This is a genomic window from Eubacteriaceae bacterium Marseille-Q4139, from assembly GCA_018223415.1.
Lineage (GTDB): Bacteria > Bacillota > Clostridia > Lachnospirales > Lachnospiraceae > CABSIM01.
This window is the reverse complement of sequence record JAGTTQ010000001.1, coordinates 116,750-132,057: the sequence shown is the minus strand read 5'-3', so window position 1 is coordinate 132,057 and position 15,308 is coordinate 116,750. Positions and strand designations below refer to the sequence as shown.

Here is a 15,308-nt window from a genome sequence, read left to right as displayed (position 1 = left end):
TACCAGGCATGCTTTTGATGGAAGAGAGGATAGGGAGAGTTAGCTCCTTTATTATCTTTGTTATATTATTTATAAAAAATATAAAAAAGGGTTGCACTTATTCATAAGAAGTAGTATGATATGAATATACCAAACCAATCTTGCAGATTCCGAAAGGATGATCTCAATTGCAGAAATACATTGCCCACAGGAACGAACATACTGGCTTAATTCAGACCGTGAAGGAGCACAGCGAGAACACGGCGGCTTTGTGCAGGGAGTATGCGGTGCCGGAGCTTAAGGCATTTATGTATGCTGTCGGACTTCTGCATGACTGCGGAAAATATCAGACAAGCTTCGCAAAGCGGATCAACGGAGCCAACATCCGCGTGGAACATTCGACCTGCGGGGCGCTGGCGGCCAGGGAGCAATATGAAGTTTTTCCCATGGCGCTAATGATGGCATACTGCATTGCAGGCCATCATTCCGGTATTCCGGACGGCGGTTTCCCAAACGATGATAAAGACGAACCGACGCTTCAGGGACGGATGCACAGAAGCTTCGAGGATTTCAGCGCATATAAGGAAGAACTGGCGCTTCCTGAGCTGGATGGGCGGGAATGGCTTAAGTACCTTGTGGGAGACTGCGGAAACAAGATGGAAATGCTGATTGACAAATTTGCATTTCTTACGAGGTACGCCTTTTCCTGTCTGGTGGATGCGGACACGAGAGACACTGCGGACTTTTGCAGCGAGGGGGAGAGGCCGAAGCGGCTGCATGCAGATTTTTCCGCCTGTCTGGAACGGGTGAATGCCAGACTGGGATCTTTTGTCTGCAAGACGGATTTACAGCGAACCAGGGCGGTTCTTCAATCCCAGGCTTTCAGCCGGGTGAAACAGGAGGGGGAAATCTACCTGCTGAATATGCCCACAGGGAGCGGGAAGACGCTGGCCAGCGTGAAAATTGCTCTTGAAAGGGCACTTGCCGGCGATAAAAAGCGGATCATCTATATTATTCCGTACAATAGTGTAATTGAACAGACGGCAGACGAATTTGCAAAATTATTTGGGACGGATGCAGAGATTCTCCGACATCAGTCAACTTTTTCCTATGAGGAGAAAGAGAACGGAAGTGAGGACTACCGGGAAGCGGCAAAAAGCGCGGCAGAGAACTGGGAGGCCCCATTTATCATCACTACGGCGGTTCAGTTCTTTGAATCTGTCTATGGAAATAAGCGGGGAAAACTCCGAAAAATGCACAATATGGCAGAAAGCATCCTGGTTTTTGATGAGGCGCATTTAATGCCGCAGGCTTATCTCCAGCCCTGCTTGCAGGCGGTGGCATACATAACAAGGTATCTCCACAGTCAGGCGATATTCCTCACAGCCACCATGCCGGATTATGAGCAGCTGATACGGGAATATGCACTGCCGGACTGCCGCATGGTGAAGCTGATTCAGGATACGTCCATGTTCGCAAAATTTCAGAAATGCAGATATCAGTATCTTGGAGAAGTGGAGCAGACGGAACTGCTGCGGCAAAGCAGGGAATTTTCTTCGTCTTTAATTATTGTGAACCGGAAGGCGGCGGCCAGAGAGCTGTACCGGCAAGCCAATGGAAAAAAGTATCATCTTTCCACGTATATGACGGCATATGACAGATCCCGTGTCCTGAAAGAAATCAGGGAAGAACTCAGGGAGTTAGAGAAGGACTATCCTGACGGTATGAATGTGCCGGAAGACAGGCGAATTACAATTATCTCCACATCGCTGATTGAGGCAGGCGTGGATCTGGATGTCTATACTGTTTTTCGGGAACGGACAGGGCTTGACAGCATTCTTCAGACAGGCGGCCGCTGCAACCGGGAGGGAAAGCGCGAAAAAGGCGATGTCTTTATCTTTGATATGGAAGAAGAAAACGGACGGGCGTCTGTTGATGAACGGTCGAATTTTACAAAAGGGCTGCTGGAAAAATATCCTGATATTTCTGCCGCGGAATGTATTGAGGAATATTACTCAAGATTGTTTCAGATGAAAAAAGAAGAAATTCAGAAAAATACCATGCACCAGTCCTGCTCGGACATTGCGTCCATCCCGTTTAAACAGTATGCTGAAAAATTTGAACTGATTGATTCCAGAACCATATCGCTTGTGGTGCCTGAAGATGCACAGAGTGAGCAGCTCATCGAGACACTGCGGTACACAAAAATGGGAAATGTCAGGCAGATGCAGAATTATACCTGCTCTGTGCGGATAAGGGAGCTAGCGGATCTGCTTTCCCAGCATGCGGCGGACGATTTTGGAACCGGGATTTTCTGTTTGACGAATAAAGATTATTATGATAAGAACCTTGGCGTTTTGTTCGAGGCAAGCGATTACTTTTTATAGAGAAAGCGGGTGGGAAAGATGAGTTATGGATTTAAGATTATGGTAGAAGGGGATTATGCCTGCTTTAGCAGGCCAGAGCTTAAGGTGGAACGGGTGAGTTACGATGTGCCTACTCCGGGGGCCTTGGAGGGGATGTTAAAGAGCGTCTACTGGAAGCCCTCGATCCGATACGTATTGGATAAAATCATTGTTTTCCAGGCCATTGATTTTGTGAATATCCGGAGAAATGAGGTGAAGGATAAGGTCCTCCTCAGCGCCGTGAAAAGCCAGATGAATAAAAAAGGCGGAGATCCCTGCATTTACACAGCAGAAAGCAGAAGCCAGAGGGCATCCATGGTACTGAAGAATGTGAAATACGGGATCGAGTTCCATTTTGAGCTGACCGGGCTGCGAAACGATCAGGAGACGGATGCGGAGAACAAGCATTATAATATCATCAAGCGGAGACTGGAGAAGGGGCAGTATTTTCGGACTCCATGCCTGGGGTGCAGTGAGTTTCCCGTAAAGCGGATGGAACTCGTGGAGGAATTTGATGAGAAGCTGATCAGCAGGGAAATATTGGATATGGGCGATGTGGATCTGGGCTACATGAGCTATAAAGTCGTGTTTGCGGACGGAGGAAGGCCGGTCAATGGGGACTGGGAGAATCCACGCTTTTCCGACCGTGCATCGACGGCATATTACCGGCCGCACATGGTGCGGGGCGTGATTGATGTACAAAAATACAGGGAGGAGATACGGTGCTGATAAAGGCGTTATGCGATTATTATGATATCCTCTCAAAAGAGGGAAAGGTACTTCCCGAGGGATATTCCAATGTGAAGATCCATTACCTGATTGCCCTGTCGGCAGACGGAATGATTGATGAAATCATTGACTGTCAGAAAACGGAGGAAGTTCCGGCAGGAAAAGGGAAAATGAAAACGCGGAAGGTTCCAGCCGAGATGCGGATGCCCCAGAGAACGGAAAAGCCGGGAATTGAATCCAGCATAATCGAACACAGGCCAACGTACATTTTTGGCCTGAATTGGGAGGCGGATGCCTTTTCTCCGGATGATCGGACGAACAAGGCGAGAAAGTCTCATGAGGCTTTTGTGGAAGCCAACCTGAAGTTTACGGAAGGGCTTTCATCGCCGGTTGTGACGGCGTACAGGAAGTTTCTTACAGACTGGAAGCCGGAAGAAGAAACAAAAAATCCATGGCTCCTTCGCCTGGGGAAGGAATATGGAAAGTCCGGCTTTGCGTTCTGCCTGTCCGGAAGCCCGGACCATCTGCTTCATGAAGACCCTGAAATTAAGAAAAAATGGGAGGAACAGCAGGCTGCCGGGAGCCGGGAGAATGACGGGGTAAGAGTCGGCCAGTGTGCGGTAACGGGAGATGTGGCACCCATTGCCAGGATCCACAGTAAGATTAAAGGGGTTTACGGCGGACTTGCCACGGGAAGCGTGCTGATCGGCTTCAACAATGATTCGGAGAATTCTTATGGAAATGAGCAGTCTTACAACAGCAATATTTCCGAGATGGCGATGAAAAAATATACCGAGGCTCTGAATTACCTGCTCGGAAACAGCAGGCATAAGGCGATGCTGGATGATATGACCGTCGTGTTCTGGGCAATGAGCGGTGAGGAAGCGTACCAGGATTTGTTTTCCATGCTGCTTATGGGAACGCCGGATCAGATGGGGGCAGGGCAGACGGAACAGATGCTTAAGGCACTGATGACGGATGCTGCGAATGCACAGGTGGCAGGGGAGCGCCTTCAGTCTCTTGACGGGATTGACCCGAATGTGGATTTTTACATGCTGGGGCTGAAACCAAATTCTTCAAGACTTTCGGTAAAATTCATCCTGCGGAGAAAATATGCCGACGTGTTGTGGAACATTGCACGGTTTCAGAAAGAGCTTCAGGTGACGGAAACGGTATATTCTGTTCCCCTGTGGCAGATTAAAAATGAACTGATCTCACCGAAAAGCAAGAATGATAAAGTAGACCCGGCGCTGATGGCAAGGCTGCTGGAAGCGATTATTTACGGCAGCGATTTTCCGGGCTTTTTGTTGAATACCATGGTGAGGCGGGTAAAAACAGACAGCGGAAACGATGACATAACGCCGGGGCGTGCCAGGATCCGGGCCGGGGTCATTAAGGCATGCATCAATCGAAACAGTGCAGAGGAGGAATTAAAAGTGGCATTAGACCGAGAAAACCAAAACCAAGCGTATCTGTGCGGCAGGCTGTTTGCGGTGCTGGAGAAGCTTCAGCAGGAAGCCTCCGGCAATTCACTGAACCGGACAATCAAGGATGCCTATTTTGCGTCAGCTTCGTCGAAGCCAGCCCTGATATTTCCCAAATTGATCCGGCTGGCGCAGAATCATCTGAATAAGGTAAAATATCCGGTTGTCTACAATAAGCTGATTGGGGAAATACTGAACGGACTGAACGGGGAGTTCCCGGAAACGCTGTTCCTAAAGGATCAGGGACGGTTTATCGTAGGATATTACCAGCAGTACCAGAGCTTTTTTGAGCGGACGGAGAAAACAGAAGAAGAGGAGGAAAAGGAATAATGGCACTTTCAAACCGATACGATTTTGTAATGCTTTTTGACGTGGAAAACGGAAATCCCAACGGAGACCCGGATGCAGGGAATGCGCCCAGGGTGGATGCTGAGTCAGGATATGGGTATATTACCGATGTTTGCCTGAAACGGAAAATACGGAATTGCGTGGAGCTTTTTATGGAGGGGCAGCCAGGTTATAATATACTGATTAAGCCGGATAAGGCGCTGAATGCAAAGTTTGCGGAGGCGTATGAGGAGTTGGGGCTTAAGGTTAAGAACAAGGGGAAAGATCCTGACGATGTGAAAAAGGCGCGCGATTTTATGTGCAGGAATTATTTCGATGTGAGAGCATTTGGGGCGGTGATGTCCACGGGCGATGATCCCTGCGGAATTGTCCGCGGCCCGGTGCAGATCAACTTTGCCCGCAGCATTTCCCCGGTCAATGTACAGGATGTCACGATTACCCGGCAGGCCAGAACTACGGCGGATCGGAAGGAATCCGGCGATACGGAGATGGGAAGAAAAAGCGTGATTCCGTATGCGCTTTACCGGGCCGAGGGGTACGTTTCGGCTGCGCTTGCCAACAAATCTACGGATCTCTCAGAGGCAGATCTGGAGGTTTTATGGTCGGCGATTATCAATATGTTTGAGCATGACCACAGCGCAGCGCGAGGAAAGATGTGCATGCGCAGGCTCTATGTATTTCAGCATGATACGGTACTGGGAAACAGCCCGTCCCATGTGCTTTTCGACAAGATCTCTGTGAAAGAAAAAGAGAATATACTGCCGAGGTCTTTTGAAGATTATGAGGTTGCCGTGGACGAGCATATGCCGGCTGGCGTTAAATTGATTCAGAAACTATGAGCTTTGCGGAAATAACCATCCGCTCAATCCAGCATTATCTGTATTGCCCCCATCGCTGGGGGCTTTTGGAGATTGATAAGGCATGGGCAGAAAATTATTTCGTGACAAAGGCCAATCTGATGCACGAACGGGTGCATGATCCGGAAAGAAGTTATACGGCCAGAGGCAGGAAAGTATTTACATCCGTGCCGGTATATCATGATCTGGAACCATATCATCTGTATGGAGTGACAGACTGCCTGGAACTGACGGAAAGCAGCAGAGGTGTGCCGGTTCATGGAAGTCAGGAAAAATATCAGATATGCATTGTTGAATACAAGCCCACAAAGCCGAAGGAATTGCCTTACAGGGAAGATGACGTGATGCAGGTGTTTGCACAGAAAATCTGTGTCGATTATGTATTTGGCGGAGATTGTGACGGCGTTCTGTTCTACGGTGATGTGAAAAAGCGCATTGCGCTGCCGTTCAGAGAAAATTTTCAGGAATATGATGAAAAGCTGCGCCGTATTTTGGGGGAGATGCGGGAGTGCCTGAAAAATGGACGGATTCCGCCGGTGAGAAAGGGGCAGAACTGTAATGGCTGCTCCATGAAGGATTTATGTATGCCCGCCGCGAAGCCGGTGAAAAGCGTTCGGGATGAGATCAAAAAAATAGAAAGGGCAGCGCAATGAGAAAGCTTTTGAATACGGTTTACGTGACGAATGAATTGGCATATCTGACCCTTGATGGGGAGAATCTCGTCTGCAAAATTGACGGGGAAATCAAGCTGCGCATTCCTTTTGAGAACATTGAAAACATCGTATGCTTTAACTATATCGGCTGTTCTCCTGCTTTGATGGGAAAATGCGTGGGAAAGACCATTCCTATCAATTTTATCTCGCCCCAGGGCAGATTTCTGGCAAAGGTGTGCGGAGAGACAAAGGGGAATGTTTTCCTGCGGGTGGCGCAGATCGATAAATTCCGTCAGCACGGCCTTGTGCTTGCCCAGAATACGATGGCGGCGAAATTCAGCAACACGCGTCAGCTGATCCGGCGGACGCTTCATGACAATGCAGGTTTGAGGGAGGACGAGGAGATTCAGAAGGTGCTGGAAGCTCTGAGTACGGGAATTGATCAGGTGTATGAAGCGCAGAGTGTAGAAGAAGTGATCGGTATTGAAGGATACTGTGCACAACAGTATTTTTCTATATTTGACAGGCTGATTACCAATAAAAATGTGCCCTTTTCTTTTCAGCTGCGTACAAAAAGACCGCCTCTTGATCCGATCAATGCGGCACTGTCTTTTGTTTACACGCTGGCAACCAGTGAATATGCGGCGGCGCTGGAGACCGTTGGATTGGACAGCTATATTGGATACTGCCATTCCCTGAGAAGCGGAAGAGTATCACTGGCCTGTGATCTGGTTGAGGAAGCGAGGTGCCTGGTAGAGCGGTTTGTTTTAACGCTTTTGAATCTCCAGATATTAGGCGAGAAGGATTTTGAAGAGCAGGTGTCCGGTGCCGTGTGGCTGAATGAGGAAGGCCGGAAAAAGGTGCTTGCCCGCTGGCAGGAGAGAAAACGGTCGGAGATGATGCATCCGTATTTGAAACAGAAGATACCGATGGGGCTGCTTCCCTATGTTCAAAGCAATCTTTTGGCCAAATATGTGCGCGGAGATGTGGATACCTACCCTTCCTTTCTCTTAAAGTAGGTGAAAGATATGATGGTTTTAATCAGCTATGATGTCAGCACGGTCAGTCCGGCCGGGAAGACGAGGTTAAGAAAAGTGGCGAAGGAATGCCAGAACCATGCACAGCGGGTTCAAAATTCTGTATTTGAGGCAGACCTGGACTATTCCGCATTTTTGCGGCTGAAGGACAGGCTGCTGAAACTGATTGACATGGAACAGGACAGCCTTCGGTTTTACTATCTTGGTAATAACTGGGAGAAGAAGGTTGAGCACGTAGGTGCAAAAAAGACGTATAATCCGGAGGGGGTTATTATTATTTGAGGGATTCGTTTCATGGTCTGGTGTGACGTATGGGCGAACCTGCGGTGATTTGAAAAACGCGGCAGGTTCGCCTGGGAAATGTGGGCAAAATGTCGGGGGAAAGATGCTTGGAAGGGGAAGATGGTTGGAGTGAGACGAGATGTGGGAGGAGGGATGGTGGGTAATACAAGATGTAGCGGTCACGCCCTGCGAGGGGCGTGTGAGTAGAAATGGTATTCCAGTTTTGAGAAAAGCGGAAGAGGACTCGTCACGCCCTGCGAGGGGCGTGTGAGTAGAAATTGATTGGATTGGTGTGGAAACCGTAAAGGTGTTCGTCACGCCCTGCGAGGGGCGTGTGAGTAGAAATTTGTATGCAATTTTCCAACGTGAGAGTCCGCTGGTCACGCCCTGCGAGGGGCGTGTGAGTAGAAATGGGACACTATGACGGTGCAGCCTTGGCCGGCTTCGTCACGCCCTGCGAGGGGCGTGTGAGTAGAAATTGAGAGCTGGAATGAGTTAGGGGCCGGTGCCACCCGTCACGCCCTGCGAGGGGCGTGTGAGTAGAAATCCAGACCAACATTCTATTGCATTTGGATGGGATGTCACGCCCCGCGAGGGGCGTGTGAGTAGAAATCAGATCAGCAGTCGGCTGGAAATTGGCCTGCATTTCGTCACGCCCCGTGAGGGGCGTGTGAGTAGAAATATCAAAGCCGGGATATGTACCAAAACAGAGCTTGGTCACGCCCCGTGAGGGGCGTGTGAGTAGAAATCGCAAGTCAAAAATTCCGACATACTCGCCATACAGTCACGCCCCGTGAGGGGCGTGTGAGTAGAAATGGATTTTCCCTTCCGGATACCAATAATGCGTGGAAGTCACGCCCTGCGAGGGGCGTGTGAGTAGAAATTGGTAGGCACAGAAATCCTGGGGGCGAAACGATTGTCACGCCCCGCAAAGCGTCCCTGGGCCCCCCTAGATTATCTGCCTCTGCGTCCTACCATCGGAAAAATATTGACGGTTTGGAACGCTTCCGGTTCCATAAGTCTCCACTTATGAAACGCATAATCAAAGACGAAGACAGGAATTCCGGCACGCTGGAAGAACTTTCCATGAAGGAAAACACAGAAAAACTCTTTTACGCATCGAATATCCAGGTTTCTCTGGATTTTGAAAAAGTGAAGAGATACAGAAAAGTATGGAATATTATCAGATCGTAACAAGCAAGCTGACTGTGAATCCCTCAGAAGTGATTGAGAAAACATCGGGCTGGCATCAATTGCGGATCCATTTCAGGCGACGAAAGAGAATTTGGAGACACGGTTTTTGTATGTTCAGCACCAAAACATGCTGATAAACATCTGATGATATGCCTGATCGCTCTCCATAAGTGGTATGTATGGCCTTTTGGAAATGACCGTTTCTGGAATGATCTGTTTTTTGATTCCGGTAATTCTACGAGGAATATCCCAGTCCTCATCCATTTCCTGATCCAGAGCACCTTCCGGGATGATGGACATCAAATCCCGCATAATGGAGTTGACATCGGTTCCATCTTTGGGATTCTTCCTCCTGTTCATGATGACACTATGTGGGATATTAGTAAGTCAAGCCTGCCTGATGTTGCAGATGAAAAATTACCATTTCAATAATCATATCCAAGAGAAGTCGGCGGCCCCAATGACCGCCGATAAAAAATTGCACACTTTACTTGACAAACTCTAATGGCAATTAAAATAATTTATTCAACTCTTTAAAAATTTTTCTCTTTGCTATAAAACAATCTCCATGCCGTCATAGGCAAAAGAGACATTGTCCAAGGATTTCTCCACTTTTTGATAGTCAGCATATGATTTGCCCCAGTATTCATCAATATGTGTGACAATAATCTGCTTGATCCTGTATTTATGCTTGATTTCCATTATTTCATCCATCGTAAACATGTCATCTTTAAACGGGGCATTTTTCAGAAGGTTCCCGCCTTTCAATATTCCGTCATCAGAAACAAGGCCAATAATTAAAACATCGGCATCAAAGTACAATTCATTATGAACAAATGGTTTTACATCACAGCAGGCATAGACCGCCTTCTTGCCCTTGTCGGAGATGACATAAAATGTCATATTGCCGCGATGCGTCTTATTGTTGACTAAATGGATTTCGATGGTTCCAATTTTAATATAATCCGTTTTGATGATTGAAATACAGTGAAGAATATCCTGGTAATAATATAAACCGTCCCCGTTCCATGCGTTGATATCGTCGACAACCTCCGGCAGTGCGATAAACGGAATAGGAGTTCCTTTATCGGCGATGCAATCATAACCCAAAGGTTCTACAATCCGCATACCTCTGGTATGATCCGGGTCTTTATGCGAGATAGAAAGATATTTTATCTCGGAAATACCTTGTCGGTCACATGCGATACCAATATCTTCCGGCGTGTCAATGAGCATTTGTATGTCTTCGATGTAAATGCTCGGGCCCAACCGTTCATATTTCCCTCTTTTTGCCCGTGCCTCCTCACAAATGGGACATCTGCAAAAAGGATTCGGTATTTGAAACATTCCTCCGCTTCCAACAATCTTTAATTTCATATTGGCAGTCACCTCCAGATAATGATAACTGTTGCATACATTGAGACACTCAATCCCGTAAAAGCGTCTTTTTTATATGATTGATTATCCGCCTAGGTATTTGTTCATCAATGGGGAGTATCGCTGCAAACATTCGTACCCCCTGATAAGAAAAAATAATTAAGTCAATTATTTCTTCGATATTAACATCTTTAAATTCTCCTCGATCTGTTCCATAGGATATGAAAGTTTCCCACATTTCTTTCGAATAAAGGTATTGTTTAAAAAGCATATTATCATTGTTATCAGAAGGATTTTCGCTGTAAAATTCCAGTATGGCGATACTCAAAGATCCAGAACTATCCAGCATTTCTTCCTGATACCGTTCTAAAATTTCATTCAGTATGATGGGCGCCGGAACTTTGTTTCTCATTTTTTCAGAAAGTTCGTTATCCTGCCTTTCCATTAGAATCTTTATAATTTCAGCAAAAATTTGATGTGTACTCTCATAGTGCCGATAAAGCCCGCCTCTGCTTAAGCCAGTTTCCATGCAGATGTCCTTCATTGTGACATTTTTGAAGCCTTTTTCTGCAAATAGTGGCAATGCCTTTTCTAAAATAAATTCTTTTGTTTTGTCCCCTTTTATTCCCATTCTTATCTCCTTATTTGCGACATGTATGTCGCAAATAATTATAAGACACATGTGTCGCTTTGTCAATTGTTTCTGTCGGACTTGTGCCAGATATTGCTGAGGCAGACGGGCTGTGCACGGATTTGGTTTATGCCGCAGAAGCAGTTATTTTTTGATAAAACGCATTAAATTCTGTAAGCTATTTTTCAAAATCTTTCTGAGAGGAGTATTGGCAGTAATACAAAAATGCTGAACAACTTGTATTAAATGCTAAAATTTTGTAATTTGACTAAACAAGAAAAGGAAAAATGAATAAATATAGTGATAATATCCAAAAATCGATTGACAAATACAGATAAATATTGTATATATAAATATATACTAAAATACACAAAAACAAATATTAAAACATAAATACCTGTAATATCAGTCCCCAGGCTTTTTACAGAAAGGCAGAATTTCTCACATGCCGCAGACAGCAATTTCCAAGATATTTCCCAGATTTTTACCAAACCTATAAAAGCTCCGATGAAACCGGCCGGGCAGGCTCCGGTCTGTGCATAAAACGAAAAGGAGGAGACATTTATGAAGCGATATGTACTGGACGAGATGATATGGCCCGAGGTGGATGCGGTCAGGGAGAAGCTTAAAATGGTTGTGATTCCAACAGGCTCCTGTGAACAGCATGGGCCAAACACAACCTTTGCAACGGACACGGTGAGAGCCTATGAATTTTGCAAGCTCCTGGGCGAGAGGATGGGAGATCAGATTCTTGTCTGCCCGCCTGTAACCTACGGCCTTTCCGGGCACCATATGGCCTTTCCGGGAACAATTACCATCAGGCCGGAAACCCTGGTACATATTTATATGGACATTGTTTTATCCCTTCATAAGCATGGCTTTAAGAAGTTCCTATTTGTCAACGGGCACGGCGGAAACCGGACAGCCTTAACTATGGCAGTGACGGAGCTTTATGAAGCGCATGGGATTCTGGCGTACTGGACGGGAATGGGCTCTCCGTTTGTAAAAGACATGTTTGCGGGCATTGTAGATCCGGATCAGCCGCTGTATGGGCATGCATGTGAAATGGAAACATCCCAGGTCATGTATCTTGCCCCATGGGCGGCGAGAGAGGACAGAAAGAAGGGAGAAATACAGGATTCTGTTTATTCCAGGAGGATTTTTAAGGACGGCGGCGGCCCGGTGGACTGGCGGTCAGACGCATCGGCAAACGGGGCCTTGGGAGACGCGAGAAAGGCGACGGCCGAACTGGGAAAAAAGATGACGGAACGTATTCTGGACGAGGTAGAGAATCTGATTTTTCAGCTGACCGAAGAAGACGCAAAAAAATGGCAATGAGCAGAATTGCTAGTAATTCTTTGAGCGGAATCGGGAAAGCATGACTGTAAGGATGCAGGCAATAAACAGTGAAAGGAATGCGGCCCAGATAAAATCAGCATTCCAATAGACCAAAAATAAAAAAACAACAAAAGCGAGCCAGCTCAGAGAAACGGCCAACAATAAAAACTGATGCAGTCTGACATTTTTCATAGAGACCTCCATGGAGCCATTTTTCAGGGAACAGGATCGAACCGTTCCAAAGAATATAGGTAAACCATAACATATTTGTGCGGGGAATACAAGTACAGAGAAACGGATTTCCAGAGAGGGAAGGATGAGATGAACTTTGGGATAAGAAACTCAATCACAGAAAAATATTATGAAAAAGGAGAAAACAGTATGAAGAAACACATTCGCAAGCTAGCAGCTATCTTTATCCTGGCGCTGTCAGTCAGTGTATGTTCCGGGTGCCAAAACAGCGGCGATACCCAAAAAGATACATTGACAGTGGCCTTCCGCAACGAACCGGCCAACATGGATCCGACTGGAAGCTCGGCTCTTACCGCCTTCTGTATCCAGTTCCAGAATTTTGACCGGCTGATTGTGAACAACGGAGACGGGACGTTTTCCCCGTCCCTGGCAAAAGAGTGGGAGCAGATCGATCCGCTGACCTACCGTTTTTATCTGGAAGAAGGCGTGAAATTCCATGACGGTTCAGAAATGACCGCCGAGGATGTGGTCTATACCATCGCCAGAGCGGAAAAGTCCAGTTACAGTTCCTCCTTCTTTGGATATTTTAACGGGGCGGCCTGTAAAGCCATTGATAAATATACGGTAGACATTGTCACCTACGAGCCGTTTGCACCGTTTCTGACATATCTGGCGTCCTCCCGAGGTTCCATTGTGCCGAAAGCATATATCGAGAAAGTCGGGGCAGAAGAATTCGGACGGAATCCCGTTGGGACAGGTGCCTTTAAGTTCGACTCCTGGACCTCCGGAGACAATATCACGATGGTAAAAAATGAAGACTACTGGAATAAGGATAAGGAGATTGCCTGCAATAAAATCATCAATCGTTTTGTTACAGATACGTCAGCCAGAGCCATCGAAATCGAATCCGGTGCCGTAGACATCTCCCTGCATGTGGCCGGCAACGACGCTGCCCGCCTGGAATCGACGGAAGGTGTCAAAACACAGATCGGCCCCTCTTACAGCACGACATATCTGCGCTTTGACACAGTCAATAATGACACTTTTGCAGACGAAAACATCCGTAAGGCACTGAGAGCGGCGATTGATATGAAGACGGTTGTAGAGACCGTATGGGGAAACGGCGGAGAAGTAGCAGAAAGCTATTATTCACCGGTGCTTTTGGGCTGGAAGGACGTGTGCAGCAGTGATTATGACGAAGAAGCAGCAAAGGAGTATCTGGCGGCGGCTGTTGCAAATGGCTTTGATGCGGAAAAAACATACACCATTTACTGTTCCGGAGATTCTCTGGAGACGAACGCTATCCAGGCCTTTATGAGCCAGTGGAAGAATGTCCTGGGTCTTAATTTTGAAATGAACATCATGGACAATGCGACTCTGACAAGCAAGCTTAACGAAGGCACCGGCGAAATTCCTTTTGTGGTTTCTTCTACCAACGCCGCAGCAGGAGATCCTGATCACGGACTGTTTGTCTATAAAGGGACTACGTGTACGACACATAACGACCCGGAACTTTTTGCCCTGATTAACGAAGCGGCGGCGGAATTTGATACAGAAAAAAGAATTGAGCTTTACGGACAGGTTCAGGACATGCTTCACGAAGGGTGCTATACGATCCCGATGGTCAACACGAATGCCATCTACGGCCTCAATGCAAATGTTCAGGGACTTAAAACAGATCCCGGCTATGTTCCGGATCTTACAGGCGTCTATTTTGAATAGTTTTTGGGAATCCGTCCGGGAGCTGCCGTCTGGTGACAGCGGCAGCTCCTGCTTTCCCTAAATGAAGGAGGCAGGATTATGCATAAATATATTTTAAAACGTCTGCTGCTTCTGATTCCGGTTTTGATCGGAGTCAGCCTGGTGGTATTTGTGATGCTGGAGATCACGCCCGGAGATCCTGCCAGGCAGTTGGCCGGATCGGATGCCACAGAAGAGGCCGTGGAGCAGCTTCGGGAGGAACTGGGCCTCAACGATCCGGCGCTCACGCGGTTTATCCGCTATATATGGGACGCCTGTCATGGGGATCTGGGAAAATCCTATACGACAAAAGCACCGGTCATCCATGAAATTATGAACCGTTTCCCGACCACATTCACGCTGGCATGCCTTAGTACACTGATTGCCGGCTGTACAGGAATCCTGCTCGGCATTATCTCTGCCACGCATCAGTACAGCTTTCTGGATCGCTTTGCCACAGTATTTGCGCTTTTGGGCGTTTCCATGCCGGTTTTCTGGCTGGGTATGATGCTGATTGTTTTCTTTTCCGTCAAGCTTTCCATCCTCCCGTCTTCCGGCTTCAGTACACCCCTCCACTGGATCATGCCCGCAGTTGCAGTGGGATACAGAGCCTCTGCCATCATAACAAGGCAGACAAGATCTTCCATGCTGGAAGTCATCCGCCAGGATTATATCCGTACTGCCAGGGCGAAAGGGCAGTCGGAAAAAGTAGTGATCTACAAGCACGCCCTGAAAAATGCCCTGATTCCAGTTATTACTGTTTTAGGCCTTCAGTTCGGTGCCGGACTTGGCGGCGCCGTGGTGACAGAAACCGTATTTTCCATCCCAGGTCTCGGGAAATTGATGGTGGATTCCATCAATTCCCGCAACTATCCCATGGTTCAGGGCGGCGTACTGGTGATAGCCTGTGTCTTCACGCTGGTAAACCTGGCTGTGGACGTGCTGTACGCCTATCTGGATCCGCGGATCAAGTCGCAGTATGGCGGAAAAGTAAAAGCTAAAAAGCTCATGAAAACGGAGAAGACTGGAAAAGGAGGCGATAAAGGATGAAAGAGCAGGCAC

13 protein-coding genes and 1 CRISPR repeat array are annotated in these 15,308 nt (G+C 47.3%); of the genes, 10 read left to right on the top strand and 3 right to left on the bottom strand.

Going from position 1 to position 15,308, the window contains the following annotated elements; genetic code table 11:
- Nucleotides 1-167 precede the first annotated feature (167 nt).
- From cas3 to cas2, 7 genes are read left to right on the top strand one after another with little or no spacing between them, the layout of a single operon-like run.
- Nucleotides 168-2,366, top strand: coding sequence for a CRISPR-associated helicase Cas3' (cas3, locus tag KE531_00670; GenBank protein ID MBR9952147.1), 2,199 nt, complete (start codon nucleotides 168-170; stop codon nucleotides 2,364-2,366).
- An 18-nt stretch (nucleotides 2,367-2,384) separates the two neighbouring features.
- Nucleotides 2,385-3,113, top strand: a complete 729-nt coding sequence (gene cas5c / locus KE531_00665; protein MBR9952146.1) for a type I-C CRISPR-associated protein Cas5 — start codon at nucleotides 2,385-2,387, stop codon at nucleotides 3,111-3,113.
- Entirely contained in the window at nucleotides 3,107-4,927 is a 1,821-nt protein-coding gene (cas8c, locus tag KE531_00660; GenBank protein MBR9952145.1) for a type I-C CRISPR-associated protein Cas8c/Csd1, read from the top strand. The genes cas5c and cas8c overlap by 7 nt, the downstream gene beginning before the upstream one ends.
- Nucleotides 4,927-5,784, top strand: a complete 858-nt coding sequence (gene cas7c / locus KE531_00655) for a type I-C CRISPR-associated protein Cas7/Csd2 (GenBank protein MBR9952144.1) — start codon at nucleotides 4,927-4,929, stop codon at nucleotides 5,782-5,784. Before cas8c ends, cas7c begins: the two co-directional genes overlap by 1 nt.
- Nucleotides 5,781-6,455, top strand: a complete 675-nt coding sequence (gene cas4 / locus KE531_00650; protein ID MBR9952143.1) for a CRISPR-associated protein Cas4 — start codon at nucleotides 5,781-5,783, stop codon at nucleotides 6,453-6,455. The genes cas7c and cas4 overlap by 4 nt, the downstream gene beginning before the upstream one ends.
- Nucleotides 6,452-7,474, top strand: coding sequence for a type I-C CRISPR-associated endonuclease Cas1 (cas1c, locus tag KE531_00645; GenBank protein MBR9952142.1), 1,023 nt, complete (start codon nucleotides 6,452-6,454; stop codon nucleotides 7,472-7,474). Before cas4 ends, cas1c begins: the two co-directional genes overlap by 4 nt.
- A 9-nt stretch (nucleotides 7,475-7,483) precedes the next feature.
- The gene (gene cas2, locus KE531_00640; protein MBR9952141.1) at nucleotides 7,484-7,774 is read left to right on the top strand and encodes a CRISPR-associated endonuclease Cas2; all 291 of its coding nucleotides are present in this window, start codon (nucleotides 7,484-7,486) and stop codon (nucleotides 7,772-7,774) included.
- Between the two features lie 178 nt (nucleotides 7,775-7,952).
- Nucleotides 7,953-8,658: direct repeats of the CRISPR family, unit length 23 nt; unit sequence GCGAGGGGCGTGTGAGTAGAAAT.
- Nucleotides 8,659-9,520: 862 nt separating this feature from the next.
- On the opposite strand, the gene KE531_00635 is transcribed toward cas2, so the two are convergent.
- Together KE531_00635 and KE531_00630 are read right to left on the bottom strand one after the other, a co-directional pair.
- Nucleotides 9,521-10,345 carry a metallohydrolase gene (locus KE531_00635; GenBank protein MBR9952140.1) on the bottom strand — a complete coding sequence of 275 codons (825 nt, stop codon included), beginning with the start codon at nucleotides 10,343-10,345 and terminating at the stop codon, nucleotides 9,521-9,523.
- A gap of 49 nt (nucleotides 10,346-10,394) precedes the next feature.
- A complete protein-coding gene (locus KE531_00630; GenBank protein ID MBR9952139.1) occupies nucleotides 10,395-10,976 on the bottom strand; it encodes a TetR/AcrR family transcriptional regulator in 582 nt (193 codons plus the stop codon).
- 564 nt (nucleotides 10,977-11,540) lie between these two features.
- Between KE531_00630 and KE531_00625 the strand changes: the two genes are divergently transcribed.
- Complete coding sequence (locus tag KE531_00625; protein ID MBR9952138.1) at nucleotides 11,541-12,314, top strand: creatininase family protein; 774 nt, start codon at nucleotides 11,541-11,543, stop codon at nucleotides 12,312-12,314.
- A gap of 9 nt (nucleotides 12,315-12,323) precedes the next feature.
- On the opposite strand, the gene KE531_00620 is transcribed toward KE531_00625, so the two are convergent.
- Entirely contained in the window at nucleotides 12,324-12,506 is a 183-nt protein-coding gene (locus KE531_00620; protein ID MBR9952137.1) for a hypothetical protein, read from the bottom strand.
- A gap of 189 nt (nucleotides 12,507-12,695) precedes the next feature.
- Between KE531_00620 and KE531_00615 the strand changes: the two genes are divergently transcribed.
- Both KE531_00615 and KE531_00610 read left to right on the top strand, forming a co-directional pair.
- Nucleotides 12,696-14,228: an ABC transporter substrate-binding protein gene (locus KE531_00615; GenBank protein ID MBR9952136.1), complete on the top strand. Its 1,533-nt coding sequence runs from the start codon at nucleotides 12,696-12,698 to the stop codon at nucleotides 14,226-14,228.
- Nucleotides 14,229-14,306: 78 nt separating this feature from the next.
- Nucleotides 14,307-15,296, top strand: a complete 990-nt coding sequence (locus KE531_00610) for an ABC transporter permease (GenBank protein ID MBR9952135.1) — start codon at nucleotides 14,307-14,309, stop codon at nucleotides 15,294-15,296.
- The last annotated feature ends 12 nt before the right edge of the window (nucleotides 15,297-15,308 follow it).

What these genes read in the sequence shown, in the direction of transcription:
- KE531_00630 (MBR9952139.1), bottom strand. Translation starts at nt 10,976, where the DNA reads ATGGGAATAAAAGGGGACAAAACAAAAGAATTTATTTTAGAAAAGGCA.
- KE531_00620 (MBR9952137.1), bottom strand. Translation starts at nt 12,506, where the DNA reads ATGAAAAATGTCAGACTGCATCAGTTTTTATTGTTGGCCGTTTCTCTG.
- cas1c (MBR9952142.1), top strand. Translation starts at nt 6,452, where the DNA reads ATGAGAAAGCTTTTGAATACGGTTTACGTGACGAATGAATTGGCATAT.
- cas5c (MBR9952146.1), top strand. Translation starts at nt 2,385, where the DNA reads ATGAGTTATGGATTTAAGATTATGGTAGAAGGGGATTATGCCTGCTTT.
- cas4 (MBR9952143.1), top strand. Translation starts at nt 5,781, where the DNA reads ATGAGCTTTGCGGAAATAACCATCCGCTCAATCCAGCATTATCTGTAT.
- KE531_00610 (MBR9952135.1), top strand. Translation starts at nt 14,307, where the DNA reads ATGCATAAATATATTTTAAAACGTCTGCTGCTTCTGATTCCGGTTTTG.
- cas2 (MBR9952141.1), top strand. Translation starts at nt 7,484, where the DNA reads ATGATGGTTTTAATCAGCTATGATGTCAGCACGGTCAGTCCGGCCGGG.
- cas7c (MBR9952144.1), top strand. Translation starts at nt 4,927, where the DNA reads ATGGCACTTTCAAACCGATACGATTTTGTAATGCTTTTTGACGTGGAA.
- KE531_00615 (MBR9952136.1), top strand. Translation starts at nt 12,696, where the DNA reads ATGAAGAAACACATTCGCAAGCTAGCAGCTATCTTTATCCTGGCGCTG.
- KE531_00635 (MBR9952140.1), bottom strand. Translation starts at nt 10,345, where the DNA reads ATGAAATTAAAGATTGTTGGAAGCGGAGGAATGTTTCAAATACCGAAT.
- KE531_00625 (MBR9952138.1), top strand. Translation starts at nt 11,541, where the DNA reads ATGAAGCGATATGTACTGGACGAGATGATATGGCCCGAGGTGGATGCG.